Annotated in this window: 18 protein-coding genes; 10 read left to right on the top strand and 8 right to left on the bottom strand. The window is 74.5% G+C overall.

What is annotated here, in order from left to right; all coding sequences use genetic code 11:
• Window positions 1-79: 79 nt before the first annotated feature.
• Window positions 80-706, bottom strand: a complete 627-nt coding sequence (locus tag ACZ6Q9_RS09790) for a PadR family transcriptional regulator (protein ID WP_393258517.1) — start codon at window positions 704-706, stop codon at window positions 80-82.
• A gap of 134 nt (window positions 707-840) precedes the next feature.
• On the opposite strand from ACZ6Q9_RS09790, the gene ACZ6Q9_RS09785 reads away from it, so the two are divergent.
• On the top strand, window positions 841-2,592 hold the full coding sequence (locus tag ACZ6Q9_RS09785) for an acetyl/propionyl/methylcrotonyl-CoA carboxylase subunit alpha (RefSeq protein ID WP_396829008.1): 1,752 nt from the start codon (window positions 841-843) through the stop codon (window positions 2,590-2,592).
• A gap of 89 nt (window positions 2,593-2,681) precedes the next feature.
• On the opposite strand, the gene ACZ6Q9_RS09780 is transcribed toward ACZ6Q9_RS09785, so the two are convergent.
• Window positions 2,682-3,572: a LysR family transcriptional regulator ArgP gene (locus ACZ6Q9_RS09780; protein WP_393452754.1), complete on the bottom strand. Its 891-nt coding sequence runs from the start codon at window positions 3,570-3,572 to the stop codon at window positions 2,682-2,684.
• A gap of 96 nt (window positions 3,573-3,668) precedes the next feature.
• Between ACZ6Q9_RS09780 and ACZ6Q9_RS09775 the strand changes: the two genes are divergently transcribed.
• Together ACZ6Q9_RS09775 and ACZ6Q9_RS09770 are read left to right on the top strand one after the other, a co-directional pair.
• A complete protein-coding gene (locus ACZ6Q9_RS09775) occupies window positions 3,669-4,265 on the top strand; it encodes a LysE/ArgO family amino acid transporter (protein WP_357692468.1) in 597 nt (198 codons plus the stop codon).
• A gap of 123 nt (window positions 4,266-4,388) precedes the next feature.
• Complete coding sequence (locus ACZ6Q9_RS09770) at window positions 4,389-5,828, top strand: GuaB1 family IMP dehydrogenase-related protein (protein ID WP_393258508.1); 1,440 nt, start codon at window positions 4,389-4,391, stop codon at window positions 5,826-5,828.
• An 18-nt stretch (window positions 5,829-5,846) separates the two neighbouring features.
• Here the strand turns inward: ACZ6Q9_RS09770 and ACZ6Q9_RS09765 are convergent, their stop codons facing one another.
• Complete coding sequence (locus tag ACZ6Q9_RS09765) at window positions 5,847-6,413, bottom strand: TetR/AcrR family transcriptional regulator (RefSeq protein WP_393258505.1); 567 nt, start codon at window positions 6,411-6,413, stop codon at window positions 5,847-5,849.
• Window positions 6,414-6,498: 85 nt separating this feature from the next.
• Here ACZ6Q9_RS09765 and ACZ6Q9_RS09760 point away from each other — a divergent pair, with 85 nt between their 5' ends.
• The 4 genes from ACZ6Q9_RS09760 (at window position 6,499) to ACZ6Q9_RS09745 (ending at window position 11,174) form a co-directional block, all read left to right on the top strand.
• Complete coding sequence (locus ACZ6Q9_RS09760; RefSeq protein WP_393258503.1) at window positions 6,499-6,945, top strand: DoxX family protein; 447 nt, start codon at window positions 6,499-6,501, stop codon at window positions 6,943-6,945.
• Between the two features lie 25 nt (window positions 6,946-6,970).
• On the top strand, window positions 6,971-7,435 hold the full coding sequence (locus ACZ6Q9_RS09755; RefSeq protein ID WP_393258501.1) for a MarR family winged helix-turn-helix transcriptional regulator: 465 nt from the start codon (window positions 6,971-6,973) through the stop codon (window positions 7,433-7,435).
• Window positions 7,429-9,162 (top strand): ABC transporter ATP-binding protein, encoded by a 1,734-nt coding sequence (locus tag ACZ6Q9_RS09750; RefSeq protein ID WP_396829009.1) that lies wholly within the window; start codon window positions 7,429-7,431, stop codon window positions 9,160-9,162. The genes ACZ6Q9_RS09755 and ACZ6Q9_RS09750 overlap by 7 nt, the downstream gene beginning before the upstream one ends.
• A gap of 107 nt (window positions 9,163-9,269) precedes the next feature.
• Window positions 9,270-11,174, top strand: a complete 1,905-nt coding sequence (locus tag ACZ6Q9_RS09745; protein ID WP_393453655.1) for an ABC transporter ATP-binding protein — start codon at window positions 9,270-9,272, stop codon at window positions 11,172-11,174.
• Between the two features lie 80 nt (window positions 11,175-11,254).
• On the opposite strand, the gene thrS is transcribed toward ACZ6Q9_RS09745, so the two are convergent.
• On the bottom strand, window positions 11,255-12,472 hold the full coding sequence (gene thrS, locus ACZ6Q9_RS09740; protein ID WP_393452769.1) for a threonine--tRNA ligase: 1,218 nt from the start codon (window positions 12,470-12,472) through the stop codon (window positions 11,255-11,257).
• Between the two features lie 550 nt (window positions 12,473-13,022).
• Between thrS and ACZ6Q9_RS09735 the strand changes: the two genes are divergently transcribed.
• Together ACZ6Q9_RS09735 and ACZ6Q9_RS09730 are read left to right on the top strand one after the other, a co-directional pair.
• Entirely contained in the window at window positions 13,023-13,673 is a 651-nt protein-coding gene (locus ACZ6Q9_RS09735; RefSeq protein ID WP_393258495.1) for a DedA family protein, read from the top strand.
• A gap of 90 nt (window positions 13,674-13,763) precedes the next feature.
• Window positions 13,764-14,411, top strand: a complete 648-nt coding sequence (locus ACZ6Q9_RS09730; protein ID WP_396829010.1) for a DUF998 domain-containing protein — start codon at window positions 13,764-13,766, stop codon at window positions 14,409-14,411.
• On the opposite strand, the gene ACZ6Q9_RS09725 is transcribed toward ACZ6Q9_RS09730, so the two are convergent.
• A complete protein-coding gene (locus tag ACZ6Q9_RS09725; RefSeq protein WP_393258491.1) occupies window positions 14,389-15,792 on the bottom strand; it encodes an NAD(P)H-quinone dehydrogenase in 1,404 nt (467 codons plus the stop codon). The genes ACZ6Q9_RS09730 and ACZ6Q9_RS09725 overlap by 23 nt on opposite strands.
• A gap of 106 nt (window positions 15,793-15,898) precedes the next feature.
• Between ACZ6Q9_RS09725 and ACZ6Q9_RS09720 the strand changes: the two genes are divergently transcribed.
• Window positions 15,899-16,354 carry a gamma-glutamylcyclotransferase gene (locus tag ACZ6Q9_RS09720; protein WP_091097949.1) on the top strand — a complete coding sequence of 152 codons (456 nt, stop codon included), beginning with the start codon at window positions 15,899-15,901 and terminating at the stop codon, window positions 16,352-16,354.
• A 90-nt stretch (window positions 16,355-16,444) separates the two neighbouring features.
• Here ACZ6Q9_RS09720 and ACZ6Q9_RS09715 read toward each other — a convergent pair whose 3' ends face one another.
• The 3 genes from ACZ6Q9_RS09715 to ACZ6Q9_RS09705 all read right to left on the bottom strand — a co-directional run bounded on the left by ACZ6Q9_RS09715 (window position 16,445) and on the right by ACZ6Q9_RS09705 (window position 19,273).
• Entirely contained in the window at window positions 16,445-17,407 is a 963-nt protein-coding gene (locus ACZ6Q9_RS09715; protein WP_396829011.1) for a GNAT family N-acetyltransferase, read from the bottom strand.
• A 134-nt stretch (window positions 17,408-17,541) separates the two neighbouring features.
• On the bottom strand, window positions 17,542-18,285 hold the full coding sequence (locus ACZ6Q9_RS09710) for an SCO6745 family protein (protein ID WP_396829012.1): 744 nt from the start codon (window positions 18,283-18,285) through the stop codon (window positions 17,542-17,544).
• A gap of 37 nt (window positions 18,286-18,322) precedes the next feature.
• The gene (locus tag ACZ6Q9_RS09705; RefSeq protein ID WP_393452781.1) at window positions 18,323-19,273 is read right to left on the bottom strand and encodes a hypothetical protein; all 951 of its coding nucleotides are present in this window, start codon (window positions 19,271-19,273) and stop codon (window positions 18,323-18,325) included.
• Window positions 19,274-19,276: the final 3 nt, after the last annotated feature.

Genomic DNA, 19,276 nt, shown 5'->3' with positions numbered 1-19,276 from the left:
GGGACGACGCCGGACGGCGTGCTCCCCCCGTCGCGCCGCGAGCAGGCTAACGCGATATAGCTCCAGTGGTCAATCTTGATTATTCGTTTGTGTCGTGAGGTGTGGTTCCGCCGTCGGACCACCCGTTCCAACCCTCCGCCCCGACCAGCCCATCAGGCAGGTACGACACACCGGAGTCGATGCGTTCGGCGATCCGTTCGCACCAGCCGACCTCGGCCTCCGCCCGTGCGGCCCAGAGTTCGAACATCCACCCGACGTGCACCGGCTTGGAGTTGCGCATCCAGTCCGAGGCCAGCGCCGCGCGCATCGACTCGACGCCGGCGCGCAGCAGGTTCGCCCGGTTGCGCAGGGCCGCCGACGCCTCCTCGCGGGGCAGCGCGGGCAGGAACGAGAACGCCGCCGCGAACGGGTCCGGCGGCTCGTGCAACTGCCACCAGTGCCCGCGCAGCAGCGACTCGAACTCGTCCTCGCCCTTGGCGGTGACCTCGTACGTGGTGCGCGCCGGCCGGGCGCCCACCTGCTCGGTGGCCACCTCGCGCAGCAGGCCCTCCGCGGTCAGCTTGCGCAGGGCGTGGTAGATCGAGCCGGGCTGCACGTTGGCCCACCTGTCAGCGTTCCAACTGAGCAGTTCCCGGCGCACGTCGTAGCCGTGCACGGGCTGCATCCACCGCACCAGCCCGAGGATCATCATTCGCGTGGCAGACATCGGACAAGCGTAATAAGCAAGTTTGACTAGGGCGCGACGCGGCAGTGCGGCATCCCACACTGAGCGATCGTTAGGGCCCTCTCAGGGTGGCCGATACACTCCCGGTCAGTAACCTCCCGGGAGGAGACCCCAAGGTGCGCAAGGTACTCATCGCCAACCGCGGCGAGATCGCCGTCCGCGTCATCCGCGCCTGCCGCGACGCCGGTCTGGGCAGCGTCGCCGTCTACGCCGACTCCGACCGGGACGCCCTGCACGCCACCCTCGCCGACGAGGCGTACGCGCTCGGCGGGGACTCCGCGACCGAGACGTACCTGCGCATCGACAAGCTGCTGGAGGTCGCCGCCAAGGCCGACGCCGACGCCGTCCACCCCGGCTACGGATTCCTCGCCGAGAACGCCGACTTCGCCCAGGCCGTCATCGACGCCGGGCTGACCTGGATCGGCCCCACCCCGCAGGCGATCCGCGACCTCGGCGACAAGGTGACCGCCCGGCACATCGCCCAGCGCGCCGGCGCCCCCCTGGTGCCCGGCACCCCCGACCCGGTGGCCAACCCGGACGAGGTGATGGCGTTCGCCGTCGACCACGGCCTGCCGGTCGCCATCAAGGCCGCCTTCGGCGGCGGCGGGCGCGGGCTCAAGGTGGCCCGCACGATGGAGGAGATCCCGCACCTGTTCGAGTCGGCCACCCGCGAGGCGGTCGCCGCGTTCGGCCGGGGCGAGTGCTTCGTCGAGCGCTACCTCGACAAGCCCCGCCACGTCGAGGCGCAGGTGCTGGCCGACCAGCACGGCAACGTGATCGTGGTCGGCACCCGCGACTGCTCGCTCCAGCGCCGGCACCAGAAGCTCGTCGAGGAGGCCCCGGCGCCGTTCCTCACCGACGCGCAGCGCGCCCAGATCCACGACAGCGCCAAGGCGATCTGCCGGGAGGCCGGCTACCACGGCGCCGGCACGGTGGAATACCTGGTCGGCGCCGACGGCACCATCTCCTTCCTGGAGGTCAACACCCGTCTCCAGGTCGAGCACCCGGTCACCGAGGAGACCGCCGGCATCGACCTGGTCCGCGAGCAGTTCCGGATCGCAGACGGCGAGAAGCTGCGGTTCACCGAGGACCCGACGCCGCGCGGGCACTCCATCGAGTTCCGGATCAACGGCGAGGACCCGGGCCGCAACTTCCTGCCCGCCCCCGGCACGGTCACCGCGCTGCGGCTGCCCACCGGCCCCGGCGTCCGGGTCGACACCGGCATCTCGGCCGGCGACGTGATCGGCGGCAACTTCGACTCGCTGCTGGCCAAGGTGATCATCACCGGCGAGACGCGCACCGAGGCGCTGGAGCGGGCCCGCCGGGCGCTGGACGAGATGGTCGTCGAGGGCATGGCCACCGCGCTGCCGTTCCACCGGCTGGTCATCCGCGACGAGGCGTTCACCGCCGAGCCGTTCACCGTGCACACCCGGTGGATCGAGACCGAGTTCGACAACACCGTCCCGCCGTTCACCGCCGCCGCCGGCACCGCCGAGGGGCCGGCCGAGCGCGAGACCGTCGTGGTCGAGGTCGGCGGCAAGCGGCTGGAGGTCACCCTCCCCGCCGGCCTCGGCGGGGGTACGGCCGCCGCCGCGCCCACCGCCCGCAAGCCGGCCCGCCGGGGCGGCGCGGCCAAGGCCGGCGCCACCGTCAGCGGCGACGCGCTCACCTCGCCCATGCAGGGCACCATCGTCAAGATCGCGGTCGCCGACGGGGACACCGTCGCCGAGGGCGACCTGGTCGTGGTGCTGGAGGCGATGAAGATGGAGCAGCCGCTGCACGCGCACAAGGCGGGCACGGTCAGCGGCCTCGCCGCCGAGGTCGGCGCCGTCATCTCCGCCGGCGCGGCGATCTGCACGATCGCCTGAGGTGTAAGGAAGGGCACCTTCCTAACGTCTTCGGTAGAGGAAGGGCCCCTTCCTAACGCAACGCTGGGCGGCACCGGCCAGCCTGACAGTCAGCGCAGCTCGGTGCCGGCGACCGCCCGGACGGCGGCGGTCAGCGCGTCCAGCGTGGTGGATTCCACCCGCCAGTGCTGCCAGTACAGCGGGCGGTCCAGGTGACGCCCGGCACCGATGTCGACGCAGCGCCCGGCCGCGATGTCGGCACGGGCGATCCGCTCCGGCACCATCCCCCACCCCAGGCCCAGCCGCACCGCCTCGTTGAAGCCGTCGAAGGACGGGACGTAGTGGACCGGCGGGGCGATCCGACGCCGGGTCACGGTGCGGGCGAACCGGTGCTGGAGCTGGTCCTTGCGATCGAACGCCATCATCGGCGCCGTCGCGAGGGCGGCCTCGGTGAGGCCGTCGGGGAAGTGGCGGGCCGCGAACCCGGTCCGGGCCAGCGCGACGTACCGCATCGCGCCCAGCCGCTCCACCCGGCAGCCCTGCACGGCCTCGCGCTGCGCGGTCACCGCGGCCATCGCCGTACCGTCGCGGATCAGCTCCGCCGTGTGGTCCTCGTCGTCCCGGCGGACGTCGAACAGGAGCGCCAGCTCGGCGGGCAGCCGCGCCAGGGCGCCGACGAACCAGGTGCCGAGCGAGTCGCCGTTCGCCACGATGGTTACCCGGCTGGGGGCGGGCCCGCCGACCGTCGGCGGGCGGGCGGCGTCCAACGCCTCCCGTTCCAGCAGGGCCACCTGGCCGGCGAGCCGCAGCAGCGGCCGGCCCGCGTCGGTGGCCTGGCACGGCTTCGTGCGGCGGACCAGCACCTGCCCGACGGTCTGCTCCAACGCCTTCATCCGCTGGCTGACGGCCGACGGGGTGACGTGCAGCGCGTGCGCGGCCGCCTCGAAGCTGCCCTCGCGGACCACCGCGGCGAACGTCCGGAGCTGCGTGGAGTCAAGCATGATGAAGCTGAGCTTATCTGCCGTGAGAATCTTTAGCTGGGCTGCATCGGCTGCGGCTCGTAGCCTCGGCTCGTGCCCGACATCCTCAGCAGCTCCGTGACAGGTTCCGCCGCCGCCGGCTTCTCCCTCTCGATCGCGCTCATCGCCGCCATCGGCGCGCAGAACGCCTTCGTCCTACGGCAGGGCCTGCGCCGGGAGCACGTCCTGCCCGTGGTCGCCGTGTGCGCCGCCTCCGACGCGCTGCTGATCTCGGTCGGCATCGCCGGGATGGGCACCGCCACGGCGGAGCACCCCGCCGTGCTGACCGCCGTCCGCTGGCTGGGGGCCGCGTTCCTGCTCGGGTACGCCGTGCTGGCCGCCCGCCGCGCGCTGCGCCCCGGCGCGCTCTCCCCCGCCGACCGGCCGCCGGCCACGCTCGGGGCGACGCTGCTGGCCTGCCTCGCCTTCACCTACCTCAACCCGCACGTGTACCTCGACACCGTCCTCCTGCTCGGCGGGGTGGCCCGCCAGCACCCGCACCACTGGGTCTTCGGCGCGGGCGCGGCGCTCGCCAGTGTGGTCTGGTTCACCACCATCGGCGCCGCCGCCCACCGGCTCGCGCCCGTGCTGGCCCGCCCGACGGCCTGGCGGGTCGTCGACGGTGCGATCGCCCTCGTGATGACCGCGCTCGCGGCCGGGCTGCTGCTCGGCTGACCGGCGACGCCGGGCCGCGCAACCTCTTCCTGGCCGCGCTGGTGGCCTTCGGCGACGCCCGACCGGGGGTGTTTTCGGCGACCACCGGGGGCGCGGGCGGCGGCCGGCGGGAATGATGGCGGGGTGCGGTTCCTACACGGCGCGGTTCCCGCGCACGACCTGACCTACAACGACGTCTTCATGGCGCCGGCCCGCTCCGAGGTGGGCTCGCGGCTCGACGTCGACCTGGCCGCCAGCGACGGCACGGGCACCACCATCCCGCTGGTCGTGTCGAACATGACCGCGGTGTCCGGCCGCCGGATGGCCGAGACGGTCGCCCGGCGCGGCGCGATCGCGGTCATCCCGCAGGACATCCCGATCGAGGTGGTGGCGAACGTCGTCGCCTGGGTCAAGCGGCGGCACCTGGTGCACGACACCGCGATCACGCTCGGCCCGACCGACACCGTCGGGGACGCGATCCACCTGCTGCCGAAGCGGTCGCACGGCGCCGTGGTGGTGATCGACGACGAGGGCCGGCCGCTGGGCGTGGTGACCGATGCGGACACCGTGGGCGTGGACCGTTTCGCCCAGCTCCGGCACGTGATGTCCACCGAGCTGCACACCGTGCCGGCGGACGCGGACCCGCGTACGGGCTTCGACCGGCTCTCGGCCGGCCGGCGCCGGCTCGCCCCGGTGGTCGACGCCGAGGGCCGCCTCGTCGGGGTGCTGACCCGGCAGGGCGCGCTGCGGGCGACGCTCTACAAGCCGGCGGTGGACGACCGGGGCCGGCTGCGCATCGCCGCCGCCGTCGGCATCAACGGCGACGTGACCGGCAAGGCGGCGGCGCTGCTGGAGGCCGGGGTGGACACGCTGGTCGTGGACACCGCGCACGGCCACCAGGAGCGGATGATCTCCGCGCTGCGGGCCGTCCGCGCGCTGGACCCGGCGGTCCCGGTCGCCGCCGGCAACGTGGTGACCGCCGAGGGCGTACGCGACCTGGTGGAGGCGGGCGCCGACATCGTCAAGGTGGGCGTCGGCCCGGGTGCGATGTGCACCACCCGGATGATGACCGGGGTGGGCCGGCCGCAGTTCTCCGCCGTGCTCGACTGCGCCGCGGCGGCCCGCCAGCTCGGCCGGCACGTCTGGGCCGACGGCGGCGTACGGCACCCGCGGGACGTGGCGCTGGCCCTGGCCGCCGGCGCGTCGAACGTGATGATCGGCTCCTGGTTCGCCGGCACCTACGAGTCCCCCGGCGACCTCTACACCGACGCCGACGGCCGGCGCTACAAGGAGAGCTTCGGGATGGCGTCGGCGCGGGCGGTCAGCGCGCGGACGGCCGACGACAGCGCGTACGACCGGGCCCGCAAGGCGGTCTTCGAGGAGGGCATCTCCTCGGCCCGGATGTACCTGGACCCGGCCCGCCCCGGCGTGGAGGACCTGATCGACGAGATCATCGCCGGGGTACGCAGCGCCTTCACCTACGCCGGCGCCCGGGACCTGGCGGAGTTCCACGAGCGGGCCCTCGTCGGCGTGCAGAGCGCGGCCGGCTACACCGAGGGGATGCCGCTGCCCACGAGTTGGTGAGACGGCGCCCGCCGGCCATCACTCCGTCGGGAAGAGGCGTCGGATGACGTCGCGGGCGGCGGCCCGGGGGTCGTCACCGACCCGCTCCGGCAGCACGCCGGCGAGCCAGAGCGTGGCGAAGCCGTGCACGATCGACCAGGCGGCGAGCGCGTCGCCCTGCGGGTCCTCCGCCGTCGGGCGCCCCTGGGGCAGCCCGGCGACCCCGGCGTACAGCGCGTCGCCGGCGCGCCGGCGGGCCGCCGCCACCTCGTCGGCGTCGGCCCGGTAGAGGTCCGGGTGGAACATCACCTCGAAGTGCGCGCGGTGCCGGACGGCGAAGTCGACGTACGCGACGCCGCTCTCCAGCAGGTCCGCCGCGCCGCCCAACGCCTCGGCGAGCAGGTCGAAGCCCTCGGCGGCGAGGGCGGTGAGCAGGCCGGCCTTGTCGCCGAAGTGGTGCGCCGGTGCGGCGTGCGAGACGCCGGCCCGGCGGGCCAGGTCGCGCAGGCTCAGCGTCCCGGGGCCGGACTCCTCGATCACCCGCACCGCCGCGGCGAGCAGGGCGCGACGCAGGTCGCCGTGGTGGTAGCCGCGTGTTCCGGTCATGCCGCGATCCTATCTTGCCATTGACAAGATGCCACCTCGGGGCGCAATCTTGTCGCCGACAAGTTCGCCTTCCTGGGAGGTATCGATGGCTCCACTGATCGCGCTCGTGGCCGGCACCGCGCTCGCCCGGCTGGCCGGCCTGGCCGGCGTGGCCGCGCTCGACGGCTGGCACCCCGCGCTGCGGGTGGGGCTGGCGCTGATGTTCGTGGTGACCGGCCTCGCGCACTTCGCCGCCACCTACCGGTCGGACATGATCGCGATGGTGCCGCCCGCTCTCCCCCGACCCGACGTCCTGGTCACGGTCACCGGGGTGCTGGAACTGGTGGGCGCGGCCGGGCTGCTCGTGCCGGCGACCGCCCGCTGGGCCGCGGCCGGGCTGGCCCTGTTGATGCTGGCCATGTTCCCGGCGAACGTCTCGGCGGTGCGGCGCGGGCTGACCCTCGGGGGCCGGCCGGCGACCCCCCTGGGACCACGGACGGCGGAACAGGTCCTCTTCGTCGGCGCGGCCGTCGCTATTTCGTTTGGGGCCTGACGTTCAGGAGGCTAATCTGGCCACCATGAAACTGATCGAGCTGCGGGACGTGCCCCTCGGGCGACTGCTCGTGGTCGCCGGGCACGTCACCGGGCAGCGGTGGAACCGCTACCTCGCCGAGGAACACGGGCTCACCCAGGCCGGGATGGCCACCCTGATGACCCTCGCCGAACACGGCGAGCTGCCGCACCGCACGGTGGCCGAGCACTGCTTCGTCCGGCCGGCCACCCTCACCGGCATCGTCGACACGCTGGAACGCGACGGCCTGGTCGAGCGGCAGCGCGACGAGGCCGACCGGCGCAGCATCCGGATCGCGATCACCCGGGCCGGGCAGGCCCGGATCGACGCGCTGACCGCCGTGATCCGGTCCGGCGCTCCGCTCACCTCGGTCGACGCCGACCCGGCGAAGGCGGCGGTGATCCGCCAGTTCCTCCTGGAGGTCATCGGCAGCGGCGACGCCGGCACGCCGGAAGGGGCACCGACATGTTGATCCGGCTGCTGCGCACACACCTGCGCCCCTACCACCGGGCACTGGCGGCGGTGCTGCTGCTCCAGTTCGTCGGCACGATGGCCTCGCTCTACCTGCCCAGTCTCAACGCCGACATCATCGACCTCGGCGTGGCGCGGGGCGACACCGACTACATCATGCGCACCGGCGGGTGGATGCTCGCGGTCAGCCTGGTGCAGATCGTCTGCTCCGTCGCCGCCGTCTACCTCGGCGCGCGCACCGCGATGGGCTTCGGCCGGGACGTGCGGTCGGCGGTGTTCGGGCACGTGAACCGCTTCTCCGCCCGCGAGGTGGCCCGGTTCGGCGCGCCCTCGCTGATCACCCGCAACACCAACGACGTGCAGCAGGTGCAGATGCTCGTGCTGATGAGCTGCACCATGCTGGTCGCCGCGCCGATCATGAGCGTCGGCGGCGTGGTGATGGCGCTGCGCGAGGATCTCGGGCTCTCCTGGCTGATGCTGGTCAGCGTGCCCGTGCTGGCCGTCGCCCTGTGGCTGATCATCCGGCGGATGGTGCCGGGCTTCCGGCTCATGCAGACCCGGATCGACACGGTCAACCGGGTGCTGCGGGAGCAGATCACCGGCATCCGGGTGGTCCGGGCGTTCGTCCGGGAGCCGTACGAGACGCGGCGCTTCGCCACCGCGAACGCCGACCTCACCGCGACCGCCCTGCGCACCGGCCGCCTGATGGCGTTGATCTTCCCCGTGGTGATGCTGGTGCTCAACGTCTCCAGCGTCGCGGTGCTCTGGTTCGGCGCCCAGCGCGTCGACGCCGGGGCGATCCAGGTCGGCGCCCTCACCGCCTTCCTGCAGTACCTGATGCAGATCCTGATGGCCGTCATGATGGCCACCTTCATGCTGATGATGGTGCCCCGCGCGGCGGTCTGCGCGGAGCGGATCGTCGAGGTGCTGGACACCGACTCCTCGGTGGTGCCGGCGCCCCGCCCGGTCACCGAGGTGTCCACGCGCGGCGAGCTGGAGCTGCGCGACGTGTCGTTCCGGTATCCGGGGGCGGCCGCACCGGTGCTGCGGGACGTGTCCTTCCGGGTGACGCCGGGGACCACCACAGCGGTGATCGGCAGCACCGGCGCGGGCAAGACCACGCTGCTGTCGCTCGTCCCCCGGCTGGTCGACGTGACCGCCGGCACCGTGCTGGTCGACGGCGTCGACGTCCGCGACCTGGCGCCGGACGAGCTGTGGCGCCGGATCGGGCTGGTGCCGCAGAAGCCCTACCTGTTCACCGGGACGGTGGCGAGCAACCTGCGCTACGGCAACCCGGACGCGACCGACGCGGAACTCTGGGACGCGCTGGAGATCGCCCAGGCACGGGACTTCGTCGAGGCGATGCCCGAGGGGCTGGCGTCGCCGATCGCGCAGGGCGGCACGAACGTATCCGGCGGGCAGCGGCAGCGGCTCGCGATCGCCCGGGCCCTGGTGCGCCGGCCCGAGATCTACCTCTTCGACGACTCCTTCTCCGCGCTCGACCTCGGCACCGACGCGCGGCTGCGGGCGGCGCTGCGGCCGGTCACCGCGGACGCCGCCGTGGTGATCGTGGCGCAGCGGGTCTCCACGATCGTCGGGGCCGACCAGATCATCGTGTTGGAGGACGGGGGCGTGGTCGGGATGGGCCGACACGACGAGTTGCTGGAAACCTGCCCGACGTACGCCGAGATCGTGGCGTCGCAGAACACGACGGGGGTGGCGGCGTGAGCGAGCGAACCGCCGTACCGCAGCAGAAGCCGGCCGCCGACGCGCAGACGCCGAAGCGGCTGCCGGGCGGCGGGCAGCGTGGCGGCCCGCCGTGGGCGGGGGCCGGGATGCCCGCCGAGCGGTCGATGAACTTCGGGCCGTCGGCCCGGCGGCTGCTGCGCCGGCTGCGCCCGGACCGCCTCGCGCTCGTCGCGGTGATCGCGCTGGCGGTGGTCAGCGTCGGGCTGAGCGTGGTCGGGCCGAAGGTGCTCGGGCACGCCACCGACCTGATCTTCACCGGGGTGATCGGCCGGCAACTGCCGGCGGGCACCACCGCCGACCAGGCGGTGGCCGCGGCCCGGGCGGCCGGCAACGACAGCTTCGCCGACATGCTCGCGCGGATGGACGTGGTGCCCGGCGTGGGCATCGACTTCGCCGCGCTGGCGCGGGTGCTGCTGCTGGCGCTCGGCCTCTACCTGGCGGCCAGCGCGCTGATGTGGTGGCAGGGCTGGCTGCTCAACGGCGTGGTGCAGCGGACCGTGCTGCGGCTGCGCGCCGACGTGGAGGACAAGCTCAACCGGCTGCCGCTGCCCTACTTCGACCGGCAGCCCCGCGGCGAGCTGCTCAGCCGGGTCACGAACGACATCGACAACATCTCGACCAGCCTCCAGCAGACGCTGAGCCAGTTGCTCACCTCGCTGCTCACCGTGGTCGGCGTGCTGGCCATGATGTTCTGGATCTCGCCGTTGCTGGCCCTGGTGGCGCTGGTCGCGGTGCCGGTGTCGGTCGTCGTCACCGGCGCGATCGCCAAGCGGTCGCAGGCGCAGTTCATCGCCCAGTGGACGCACACCGGCGAGCTGAACGGCCAGATCGAGGAGGCGTTCACCGGCCACGAGCTGGTCAAGGTCTTCGGCCGGCAGCGCGAGGTGGAGGCCGCCTTCACCGCCAAGAACGAGGAGCTGTTCCGGGCCAGCTTCGGCGCCCAGTTCATCTCCGGGATCATCATGCCGGCGATGATGTTCGTCGGGAACCTCAGCTACGTGGCGATCGCCGTGGTCGGCGGACTGCGGGTGGCGTCGGGGTCGATGAGCCTCGGCGACGTGCAGGCGTTCATCCAGTACTCCCGGCAGTTCACCCAGCCGCTCACCCAGGTCGCCTCGATGGCGAACCTGCTCCAGTCCGGGGTGGCCTCCGCCGAGCGGGTCTTCGCGGTGCTCGACGCCGAGGAGCAGAGCCCCGACCCGGCCGAGCCGGCCCGGGTGCGCGACCCGCACGGCCGGGTCGAGTTCGAGCACGTCTCCTTCCGGTACGCCCCGGACAAGCCGCTGATCGAGGACCTGTCGCTGGTGGCCGAGCCCGGGCACACCGTCGCCATCGTCGGGCCGACCGGGGCCGGCAAGACCACCCTGGTCAACCTGGTCATGCGCTTCTACGAGCTGGACGCCGGCCGGATCACCCTGGACGGCGTGGACATCACCACGATGCGCCGCGACGACCTGCGCGGCCGGATCGGGATGGTGCTCCAGGACACCTGGCTCTTCGGCGGCACCATCCGCGACAACATCGCCTACGGCCGGCCGGGCGCATCCGAGGAGGAGATCCTGGCCGCGGCCCGGGCGACGTTCGTGGACCGGTTCGTGCGCAGCCTCCCCGACGGCTACGACACGGTCATCGACGAGGAGGGCAGCAACGTCAGCGCGGGCGAGAAGCAGCTCATCACGATCGCCCGGGCGTTCCTCGCCGAGCCGTCGCTGCTGATCCTGGACGAGGCGACCAGCTCCGTGGACACCCGCACCGAGGTGCTGCTCCAGCGGGCGATGGCCGCCCTGCGCTCGGACCGCACCAGCTTCGTCATCGCGCACCGGCTCTCCACCATCCGCGACGCCGACCTGATCCTGATGATGGAGGACGGCCGGATCGTGGAGCAGGGCACGCACGACGAGTTGCTGGCCGCGCGGGGCGCGTACCACCGGCTGTACCGGTCGCAGTTCACCGCCGCCGCCCGGCCCGACCCCGAGCCCGCGTCGCTGTGACGGTGGTCGCCGTGACGACAGACCGCCCGGCCGCGACGGGCGGCCGGGCGGCGGGGCCGGGGCCGGGGCCGGGCGGAGGCTCAGTGCGCCGGAAGGAGGGCCGCGCCGCGCCCGGCCACCACCGCGCCGATCAGCCGGAGGGCGTCGGCGGCGGGCATCGGGTCCAGGGCGCGGCCGCCGCGCAGGCGCAGCGAGACGTCGCCCTCGGCCGCCTCGCGGGGGCCGATCACGGCGGCGTACGGGACCCGGGCGCGGGCGGCGTCGCGGATGCGGGCACCCAGCGAGCCGGCCGACTCCACCTCGACCCGCAGCCCCGCCGCGAGCGCGTCCCGGGCGAGCCGGGCCGCTGCCCCGGCCTGGTCGTCCCCGACCGGCAGCACGGCCAGCTGCACCGGGGCGTACCAGGCGGGGAAGGCGCCCTCGTGCACCTCGATCAGGTACGCGAACAGCCGCTCCATGCTGCCGACGAGGCTGCGGTGCACCATCACCGGTCGACGCCGCCCCCCGGTCGGGTCGGTGTACGACAGGTCGAACCGCTCCGGCTTGTCGAAGTCGAGCTGGACGGTGGAGAGGGTGGACTCCCGCCCGGCGGCGTCCAGCACCTGGATGTCGATCTTCGGCCCGTAGAACGCCGCCTCCCCCGGGGCCTCGGTGAACTCCACCCCGTCGAGCGCGGCGCGGAGCAGCTCCTCGGCCCGCGCCCACTGGTCGTCGTCCCCGACGTACTTCTCCCCCGGCCCGCGCAGCGACAGCCGGAACCCCGCCGGCCGTACGCCGAGCGCGGCGTGCGCCTCGCGGATCAGCCGGAGGATCTCCGCCACCTCCTCGCCCACCTGCTCCAGGGCGCAGAAGTTGTGCGCGTCGTTGAGCGAGATGGCCCGCACCCGGGACAGCCCGCCGAGCACCCCCGAGCGCTCGGCCCGGTACATGCCGCCCAGCTCGGCGATCCGCAGCGGCAGTTCCCGGTAGGAGCGGCCCCGGGCCCGGTAGACGAGGGCGTGGTGCGGGCAGAGCGCCGGGCGCAACACGAACTCGTCGTCGGCGGAGAGCTTCATCGGGGGGAACATGTCGTCGGCGAAGTAGCCGAGGTGGCCGGAGAGCTCGAACAGCTCCCGCTTGCCCAGCGGCGGGGTGTGCACGTGCCGGTAGCCGGCCCGGCGCTCCAGGTCGCGGACGTACTCCTCGACGGCGTGCCGGGCGGCGGCGCCGGCCGGCAGCCAGAGCGGCAGCCCGGCGCCGGCCAGCGGGTCGGAGACGAACAGGTCCAGCTCCCGGCCGAGCCTGCGGTGGTCGATCATGTCGCGCTCCTTGATCGGGTACGACCCGGAGGCGACCCGGTCACCGGACGCCACGAGGCCCCGGGGCGGATCGCCCCGGGGCCTCGTCGACGGTCAGGTCAGTGCGGCGCGCCGGGGTCTCCCGGCGTCGTCGTCAGCACCGCACTGCTCATGCGGCGACGGTACGCCCGCCCGCACGGGGGCCGCAGCCGGTTTTACGCGGGCGGCGCGGCACCTCACGCCCTGCCCGGGGTCGCGGGAGCGGACGGCCCACGGAACGGGGGCGGGCCGCCGGCACGGGACCTGCCGGCGGCCCGCGGCGGCCCCGTCGTCGAGAACGGGGGACCCGACGGCGGTGGGGCCGCGCGCCGACAACGGTACGCCGACCGACGCCGATCCGCCGACCCCCGGCGGCGGTACGCCGTCGCGTCACCTTCGCCGACACCCGCTCGTTGGTCCCGGGTAGCCCTGCCGTGTCGGCGGTCACCACGCGCCAGGGCCGTGCCCGGTGACGCCGGACACGCCGTCAGGCTCGGTACCCCGATCGGCCCCATCCGGCGAGGTGGCAGTGGTGCCCGAACTACTCACTGAGGTCGCGTCGCCGACCTGGGCGTACCTCGCGCTGCTCGCGCTGCTGGTCGCCGACGCCTTCGTCCCGGTGATCCCCACCCAGGTCGTCATGATCACCAGCGGCGCCCTGACCGTGTACGGCGGGCTGAACCTGCCGGTGACCATCGCCGTCGGCGCGCTCGGCGTCTTCGCCGGGGACCTCGCCTGCTACCTGATCGGGCGGGGCGCACCCGACCGCCGGTCGCCGCGCGGCGTCGCGCCGGGCCGGGCCCGACGGGTCGCCAGCCGGGTCACCCAGGGGCTGCGCCGGCCCGGCCCGCTCGTCATCCTGCTCTGCCGCTTCGTGCCGGGCGGCCGGATGGCGGCCTGCTTCTCCGCCGGCCGCAGCCGGTACCCGTACCGGCTGTTCCTGCTCTACGAGGGCCTGGCGGCGCTGGGCTGGGCGACGTACGGCGGGCTGGTCGGGCACCTGGGCGGGACGGCGCTGACCGAGTCGGCGTGGCGGCTGGCGGTGATCGCGGCGGTGGCGGCGGCCGGGTTCGCGGCGGCGGGCTGGGCCATGACCGTCGTCGGCGCCCGGCGGGCAACCGGGCCGGATCCGGCGGTGCCGGTCGTCGTCGGGGCGCGGGCGGACGTTCCCGGGGCGGACTGACCCACCCCGGCCGCCTAGGGGTGGTCCCCGGGACCGATCTCGGTGGCCCGCCCGGATCCGTCTGGGGTCCCCCGCGGGACAGGCTGAGACATGCCTGGTACCCGGAACAGTGGACTGCTGGCCCTCGGCGGGATCGCCGTGGCGGCGCTGCTCGCCGTGATCGGCCACGTCGAGGTGAACGACGACCTGAACCCCTGGGCACTGACCGTCAGCGACTTCGCGGTCTCCGACCGCGGCGGCGTGATCGACGCGGCCATGGTCGTGCTCGCCGCGGCCACCGCCGTCCTCCTGCCCGCCCTGCGGCGCGCGCACCGCTTCCCCGCCGCCCGCCCGGGGCGGACCGCCGAGCTGCTCCTGGCCGCCTGGATCGGCGGGCTGCTGCTGGCCGCGGTCGTGCCGACGAACGAGCCCGGCCTGCCCATGGACACCGCCGCCTACGTCCACCGGTACGCCTCGGTGGTCGCCTTCCTGGCGCTGCCGCTCGCCGGCTGGCTGCTCGCGGCCCGGCTGCCGGCCGTCGCCCGCGCGGTCCGCGGGCTCACCCTGGTCAGCCTGGCCCTCGCCGCGGCGATGGTCTGGTCGGCCTACCCGGGCGACCGGCTGCTGCTCGGGCTCGTCGAGCGGCTGCTCATCCTCGCCGAGGTCGCCGTGCTCGCCGTCGTCGCGGTCACCCTGCTCCGCCGGTCACCCACGGCCGACCTCCCGGGCGGCCGGGTCACTCCAGCTCGTGGAGCATGAGCTGGCGGGCGGCCTCGGTGACGGAGCCGGACAGGCTCGGGTAGATCGTGATGGTCTGGGCCAGCTCGTTGACGGTGAGGTTGTTCTCCACCGCCATGGTGATCGGCAGGATCAGCTCGCTCGCCTTCGGCGCCACCACCACGCCGCCGATCACCTGGCCGCTCGCCGGCCGACAGAAGAGCTTGACGAAGCCGTCGGCGAGGCCGTCCATCTTCGCGCGGGCGTTGCCGTCCAGCGGCAGCATGACCTGCCGGGCCGGCACCTTGCCCGCGTCGACCTCGTCCTGCGAGACGCCGACGGTGGCCAGCTCCGGGTCGGTGAACACGTTCGCCGCGACGGTACGCAGCCGCAGCGGCCGGACGGCCTCGCCGAGCGCGTGCCACATCGCGATCCGGCCCTGCATGGCGGCGACGCTGGCCAGCGGCAGCACCCCGGTGCAGTCGCCGGCGGCGTAGATGCCGGGCACGTTGGTGCGGGAGACCCGGTCGACGGTGACGTACCCGCCCCGGGCCAGCTCGACGCCGTACTCGGCCAGGCCAAGGTCGGCGGTGTTGGGGATCGAGCCGACCGCGATCAGCGCGTGCGAGCCGGACACCTTCCGGCCGTCGGAGAGCTCGACCTCCACCCCGTCGGCGGTGCGGCGCACGGCGTCGGCCCGGGAGTTGTTCAGGATGCTCATGCCCCGGTTGCGAAAGACCCGCTCGATGGCCATCGCCGCGTCGGCGTCCTCGTGCGGCATCACCCGGTCGCGGCTGGAGACCAGGGTCACCTGCACGCCCATCGCGAGGTAGGCGCTGGCGAACTCGGCGCCCGTGACGCCGGAACCGACCACGACCAGGTGCTCGGGCAGCTCCGGCAGGTCGTACACCTGACGCCAGGTCAGGATGCGCTCGCCGTCCGGTACGGCGGTGGGCAGTTGGCGCGGGGTGGCGCCGGTGGCGATCAGCACGGTCGACGCGTCGATCGTGTGCTCCTCGCCGCCGTCGGCCGGGGTGACGACCACGCGGTGGGTGTGGCCGAGCATGTCCTCGCCGAGCCGGGCGGTGCCCGCGACGAAGGTCACCCCCGCCTTGACCAGCTTGGCGTGGATGTCGGCGGACTGGGCCAGCGCGAGGCGCTTGACCCGCTCGTGCACCGCCCGGGCGTCGACGGTGACGGCCTCCAGCCCGTCGGAGTGCACCCCGAACTCCTCGGTGTCCCGGTAGCCGGTCACCACCTCCGAGCTGGCGATGAAGGTCTTCGACGGGACGCAGTCGGAGAGCACGCAGGCACCGCCGGCACCTTCGGCCTCCACGACGGTGACGTCGGCGTCAAGCTGCGCGGCGACCAGGGCGGCCTCGTAGCCCGCCGGTCCGCCGCCGATGATCACGATCCGGCTCACAGCGCTCGCCCTTCGTCAGTGCTCACAGTGACTTTCTTCTCCCGAACGCGTCCGACACGCACCGTCGTATTCTCCCCCACCCGGCGGGCGGGCTATCGTCATCGCCGTGCGTCATTACGCCGCCTACGGCTCAAACCTCGACCCCGCCCGCATGCGCGCCTACTGCCCACACTCGCCGATGGTGGGCACCGGCTGGCTGGAAGGCTGGCGGCTCACCTTCGCGGGCGAGGACGTGATCGGCTGGGAGGGCGCGGTCAGCACCGTCGTCGAGTCCCCCGGCGACCGGGTGTTCGTGGCGCTCTACGACATCCACCCCTACGACGCCGCCCAACTCGACGAGATCGAGGGGGTGACCGCCGGCACGTACCGCAAGCTGCACGTGCGTGTCTCCACCCTCGACGGGGACGTGACCGCGTGGGTCTACGTCTTCGACGGCTACGAGGGCGGCCTGCCCACCTCGTGGTACCTGTCGGAGATCGCGAACGCCGCCGAGAAGGCGGGCGCGCCGGACGACTACGTCACCGAGCTGCGGTCCCGCCCCACCGGCACCGCGTCGGCCTGACGCGGCTCGTCGGCCCAGCGCGTTTCCCACGGCCCCAGTCTGCTACCGGGCGGGCCGCCGCCTCGATCCGGCCCCGGCCGGGGTCGTCAATCACACACCCGTGGCCGGGACGACCAACTCGTACATGTCGGTCCAGCGCACCTCGCGCAGCCCCACGGACCGGTAGAGCGTGACCGGGGCGGTCGGGTTGGTCAGGTCGACGCCCAGCCCGGCGGCCTCCCGGCCCTTGGCGGCATAGACGGTGAAGGCCCGCCACAGCAGCGCCGCCCCCACCCCCCGCCGCCGGTACGCCGGCAGCACCGACAGGCTGCGTACGAAGCCCTCGTTCTGCTCCAGCGCCTGGTCGGAGGACTGGAGCACGCCGGCCCGCACCCCGTCGACCTCGGCGACGAACCACTCGTCCCAGGTGGTGCCGAACGGGATGATCCGCTCCCGCCACCGGTCGAAGCCGACGGGCTCGTAGTCCGGGGTGTCGCGAAACGCGATGTCGTAGATCCGGTGGAACTCGCGCAGGTCGGCCTCGTCGTCGCCGCGCAGCGGGCGGACGGTCACCCCGGGCGGGGGCGGCGGCCCGGCGGGCAGCCCGGCCAGCGGCCGGCGCATCCGCACGTACCGCTTGGCCCGGCTGAAGCCGGCCTCGGCCAGCTCCGCCGCCCAGCGCGTCTCGGGGGCGAAGCCGGCGGTGCGGACGGTCAGCGCCGGCACACCCCGCTCGGCGGCGCGTTCGGCGACGCGGTCGAGTTGCCGGGCGAGCAGCGGCGCGCGCACGTCGGCGCCGCGCTCCGGGTCCACGTACACCTCGACGAACTCGCGCCCCACACCGGTCGGATTGTCCAGCGTCGCCCAGGCCACGACCACGCCCTCCGGGTCGGTGACCAGCCACGAGTCGCGCGCCGGATCGAAGAACGGCGCGGTCAGCGCGGCCGTGACGTCCTCGGCGTCGAAGTCGGGGTGACCGACGGCGAAGGTGTCGGCGGCGTGCACCACGGCCAGGATCGCCGGCACGTCGTCGAGGGTGGGGCGGCGGGCGTGCCAGCCGGCGGGGAGAGTCACGGGGGCGATCCTGACAGGCGGGCCGGCGGAACGCCGCCGAATTTTCCGCGGCCCCCACGTCACGCCGGTCCCGGCGCCGGGGCGTCGGGCCGTACCGGCCCGGGGTGCCGGCACGGGTGCCGGCGGGAGCGCGCTCAGCCCCGGCCCGCCAGGCGGGCCCGGGTCGCGAGGAGCAGATCCACCAGCTCGGCGCCGTCCGCCGGGCCGAGCGCCGCGAACGCCGGCGAGGTCAGCCGGTCGGTCACCGCCTCGGCCCAGAGCCGCCGCCGGACCAGCGGCCCGACCGGCGGGTACGGCGGCGGCCAGCCGCAGGCCACCGCGCCCGCCTCCCCCTCCGGCCCGGCGAGCACGGCCTCCAGCGGGGTCATCCCGCCGGCCCGGACAGCGAGCAGGTACGCCCCGGCGAAGTGCTCCCGGAGCAGGCGCAGGCCGACGGCGGCCCGGGCGCCGGCGGTGCGCTCCGGCACCGGCATCGCCCGCCACGCGGCGAAGAGCGGCATGCCGCTGGCGTCCGCCGCCTCGACGGCCCGGCCGAGCAGCGCCGCGAGCCGACCCGCCCCGGGGAGGGCGTCGAGGTGCTCGTCACCCCAGCGGCAGCACTCGGCGAGGGTGGCGGCGGCCACCTCGACCGGCCGGACGGTGAGCAGGGCAGCGTCCCAACCGTCGGCGACCGCGTCGGGGGCGAGGAAGCCGAGGGCGGCGGCGACCGTCTCGGCGCGGACGTCGCCGAGGGCGCCGGCCCGCCCGGTGACGTAGAACGCCCAGCCGGAGATCCCGAGCAGCCGCGCCCGGCGCAGGGTGGTCGGGCAGCGGGTGAAGGCGTCACTGAGTTCGAGCACGACGGGCTTGCTGGCCGCGGCGACCTGTTCCGGCGTCATCCGCCCGCTCCCGGGTCGACCCGTCCGTCCACAGGGGTCAGTCTGCCGCGTCGTCGCCCGGCTCGGCATCCCCCTCTTCGGCGTCGAGGGCCTCCACCGCCGCCTCGACCTCTCCGGCGCGACGGCGGGCGGCGGTGGCGGTCCGTTCCGCCCCGCGGCGGGCGAGCTTCGCCCGGCTCAGGTCCTGCTCGGCGACGGCCCGCCGCCGCTCCAGCTCGGCCAGCTCCGCCTCGATCGCGTCCAGGGCGGCGGCGCCGTCGCGCTCGGCCGCCGTCGCGTCGGCCAGCTCCGCCTCGGCCCGTTCCTGGTCGGTACGCGCCTTCGCCAGCTCCTTCTCCAGCGCCCGCCGCCGCCGGGCCCGTTCCGCCCGGGCCGCTCGTTCCGCCTGCTCGGCGCGGAGGGCGGCCCGGTCGGCACCCGCCCGCCGCTTCCCGGCCGGCTCGGGCCGGGGCTCCGGTTCCGGCTCCTCGCCGCCGGTCACCAGGCGCAGCTGCGGGCGGGGCACCTCCCCGAACCCGGCGTAGTTGGCGGCCCGCAACAGCCGGCCGGAGCGGACCTGCTCGGCGACCTCGGTGTCGGAGAGCGCGGCGTTGAGGGTGCCCTCCACCTCGGCCAGCGGCAGCTTCCCGGCCGACGGCGCCCCCTCGGCCTCGGCCGCCAGCTTGCGCACCTCGGCGACGAGCGCGCCGACCACCGCCCGCCGCTGGGCGGACAGCTCCCGCAGCCGGGGCCCGCGCAGTTCGCGTTGGGCGGACCGCAGCGCCTCGGCGAGCTGGGCCAGGTCGGCGACCAGCTCGGGGCGGCGGATGGCGAGCAGGTTGACCAGCCAGGCGGCCACGGTGGGGCGACGCAGCCGGGCGATCTCCCGGGCGGTCTTCGGGTCGCCGGCCCGGCGCGCCTCGGCGGCGGCCTCGTCGCGGATCGCGACGAACCGCTCCGGCGGGGTGGTGTAGAGCCGGTGCACCAGCTCTCGGGGCGGGCCGGGCATCGC

This window comes from Micromonospora sp. NPDC049139, assembly GCF_055586845.1.
Note: the sequence above shows the minus strand (reverse complement) of the source record. Positions and strands in the feature narration are given on the sequence as shown.

Excerpts from the sequence above, each read along its gene's own strand:
- ACZ6Q9_RS09730 (WP_396829010.1), top strand. The coding sequence starts at position 13,764 with ATGCCTGGTACCCGGAACAGTGGACTGCTGGCCCTCGGCGGGATCGCC.
- ACZ6Q9_RS09790 (WP_393258517.1), bottom strand. The coding sequence starts at position 706 with ATGTCTGCCACGCGAATGATGATCCTCGGGCTGGTGCGGTGGATGCAG.
- ACZ6Q9_RS09760 (WP_393258503.1), top strand. The coding sequence starts at position 6,499 with ATGGCTCCACTGATCGCGCTCGTGGCCGGCACCGCGCTCGCCCGGCTG.
- thrS (WP_393452769.1), bottom strand. The coding sequence starts at position 12,472 with ATGATCGACCACCGCAGGCTCGGCCGGGAGCTGGACCTGTTCGTCTCC.
- ACZ6Q9_RS09750 (WP_396829009.1), top strand. The coding sequence starts at position 7,429 with ATGTTGATCCGGCTGCTGCGCACACACCTGCGCCCCTACCACCGGGCA.
- ACZ6Q9_RS09710 (WP_396829012.1), bottom strand. The coding sequence starts at position 18,285 with ATGACGCCGGAACAGGTCGCCGCGGCCAGCAAGCCCGTCGTGCTCGAA.
- ACZ6Q9_RS09755 (WP_393258501.1), top strand. The coding sequence starts at position 6,971 with ATGAAACTGATCGAGCTGCGGGACGTGCCCCTCGGGCGACTGCTCGTG.
- ACZ6Q9_RS09705 (WP_393452781.1), bottom strand. The coding sequence starts at position 19,273 with ATGCCCGGCCCGCCCCGAGAGCTGGTGCACCGGCTCTACACCACCCCG.
- ACZ6Q9_RS09780 (WP_393452754.1), bottom strand. The coding sequence starts at position 3,572 with ATGCTTGACTCCACGCAGCTCCGGACGTTCGCCGCGGTGGTCCGCGAG.
- ACZ6Q9_RS09765 (WP_393258505.1), bottom strand. The coding sequence starts at position 6,413 with ATGACCGGAACACGCGGCTACCACCACGGCGACCTGCGTCGCGCCCTG.
- ACZ6Q9_RS09745 (WP_393453655.1), top strand. The coding sequence starts at position 9,270 with ATGCCCGCCGAGCGGTCGATGAACTTCGGGCCGTCGGCCCGGCGGCTG.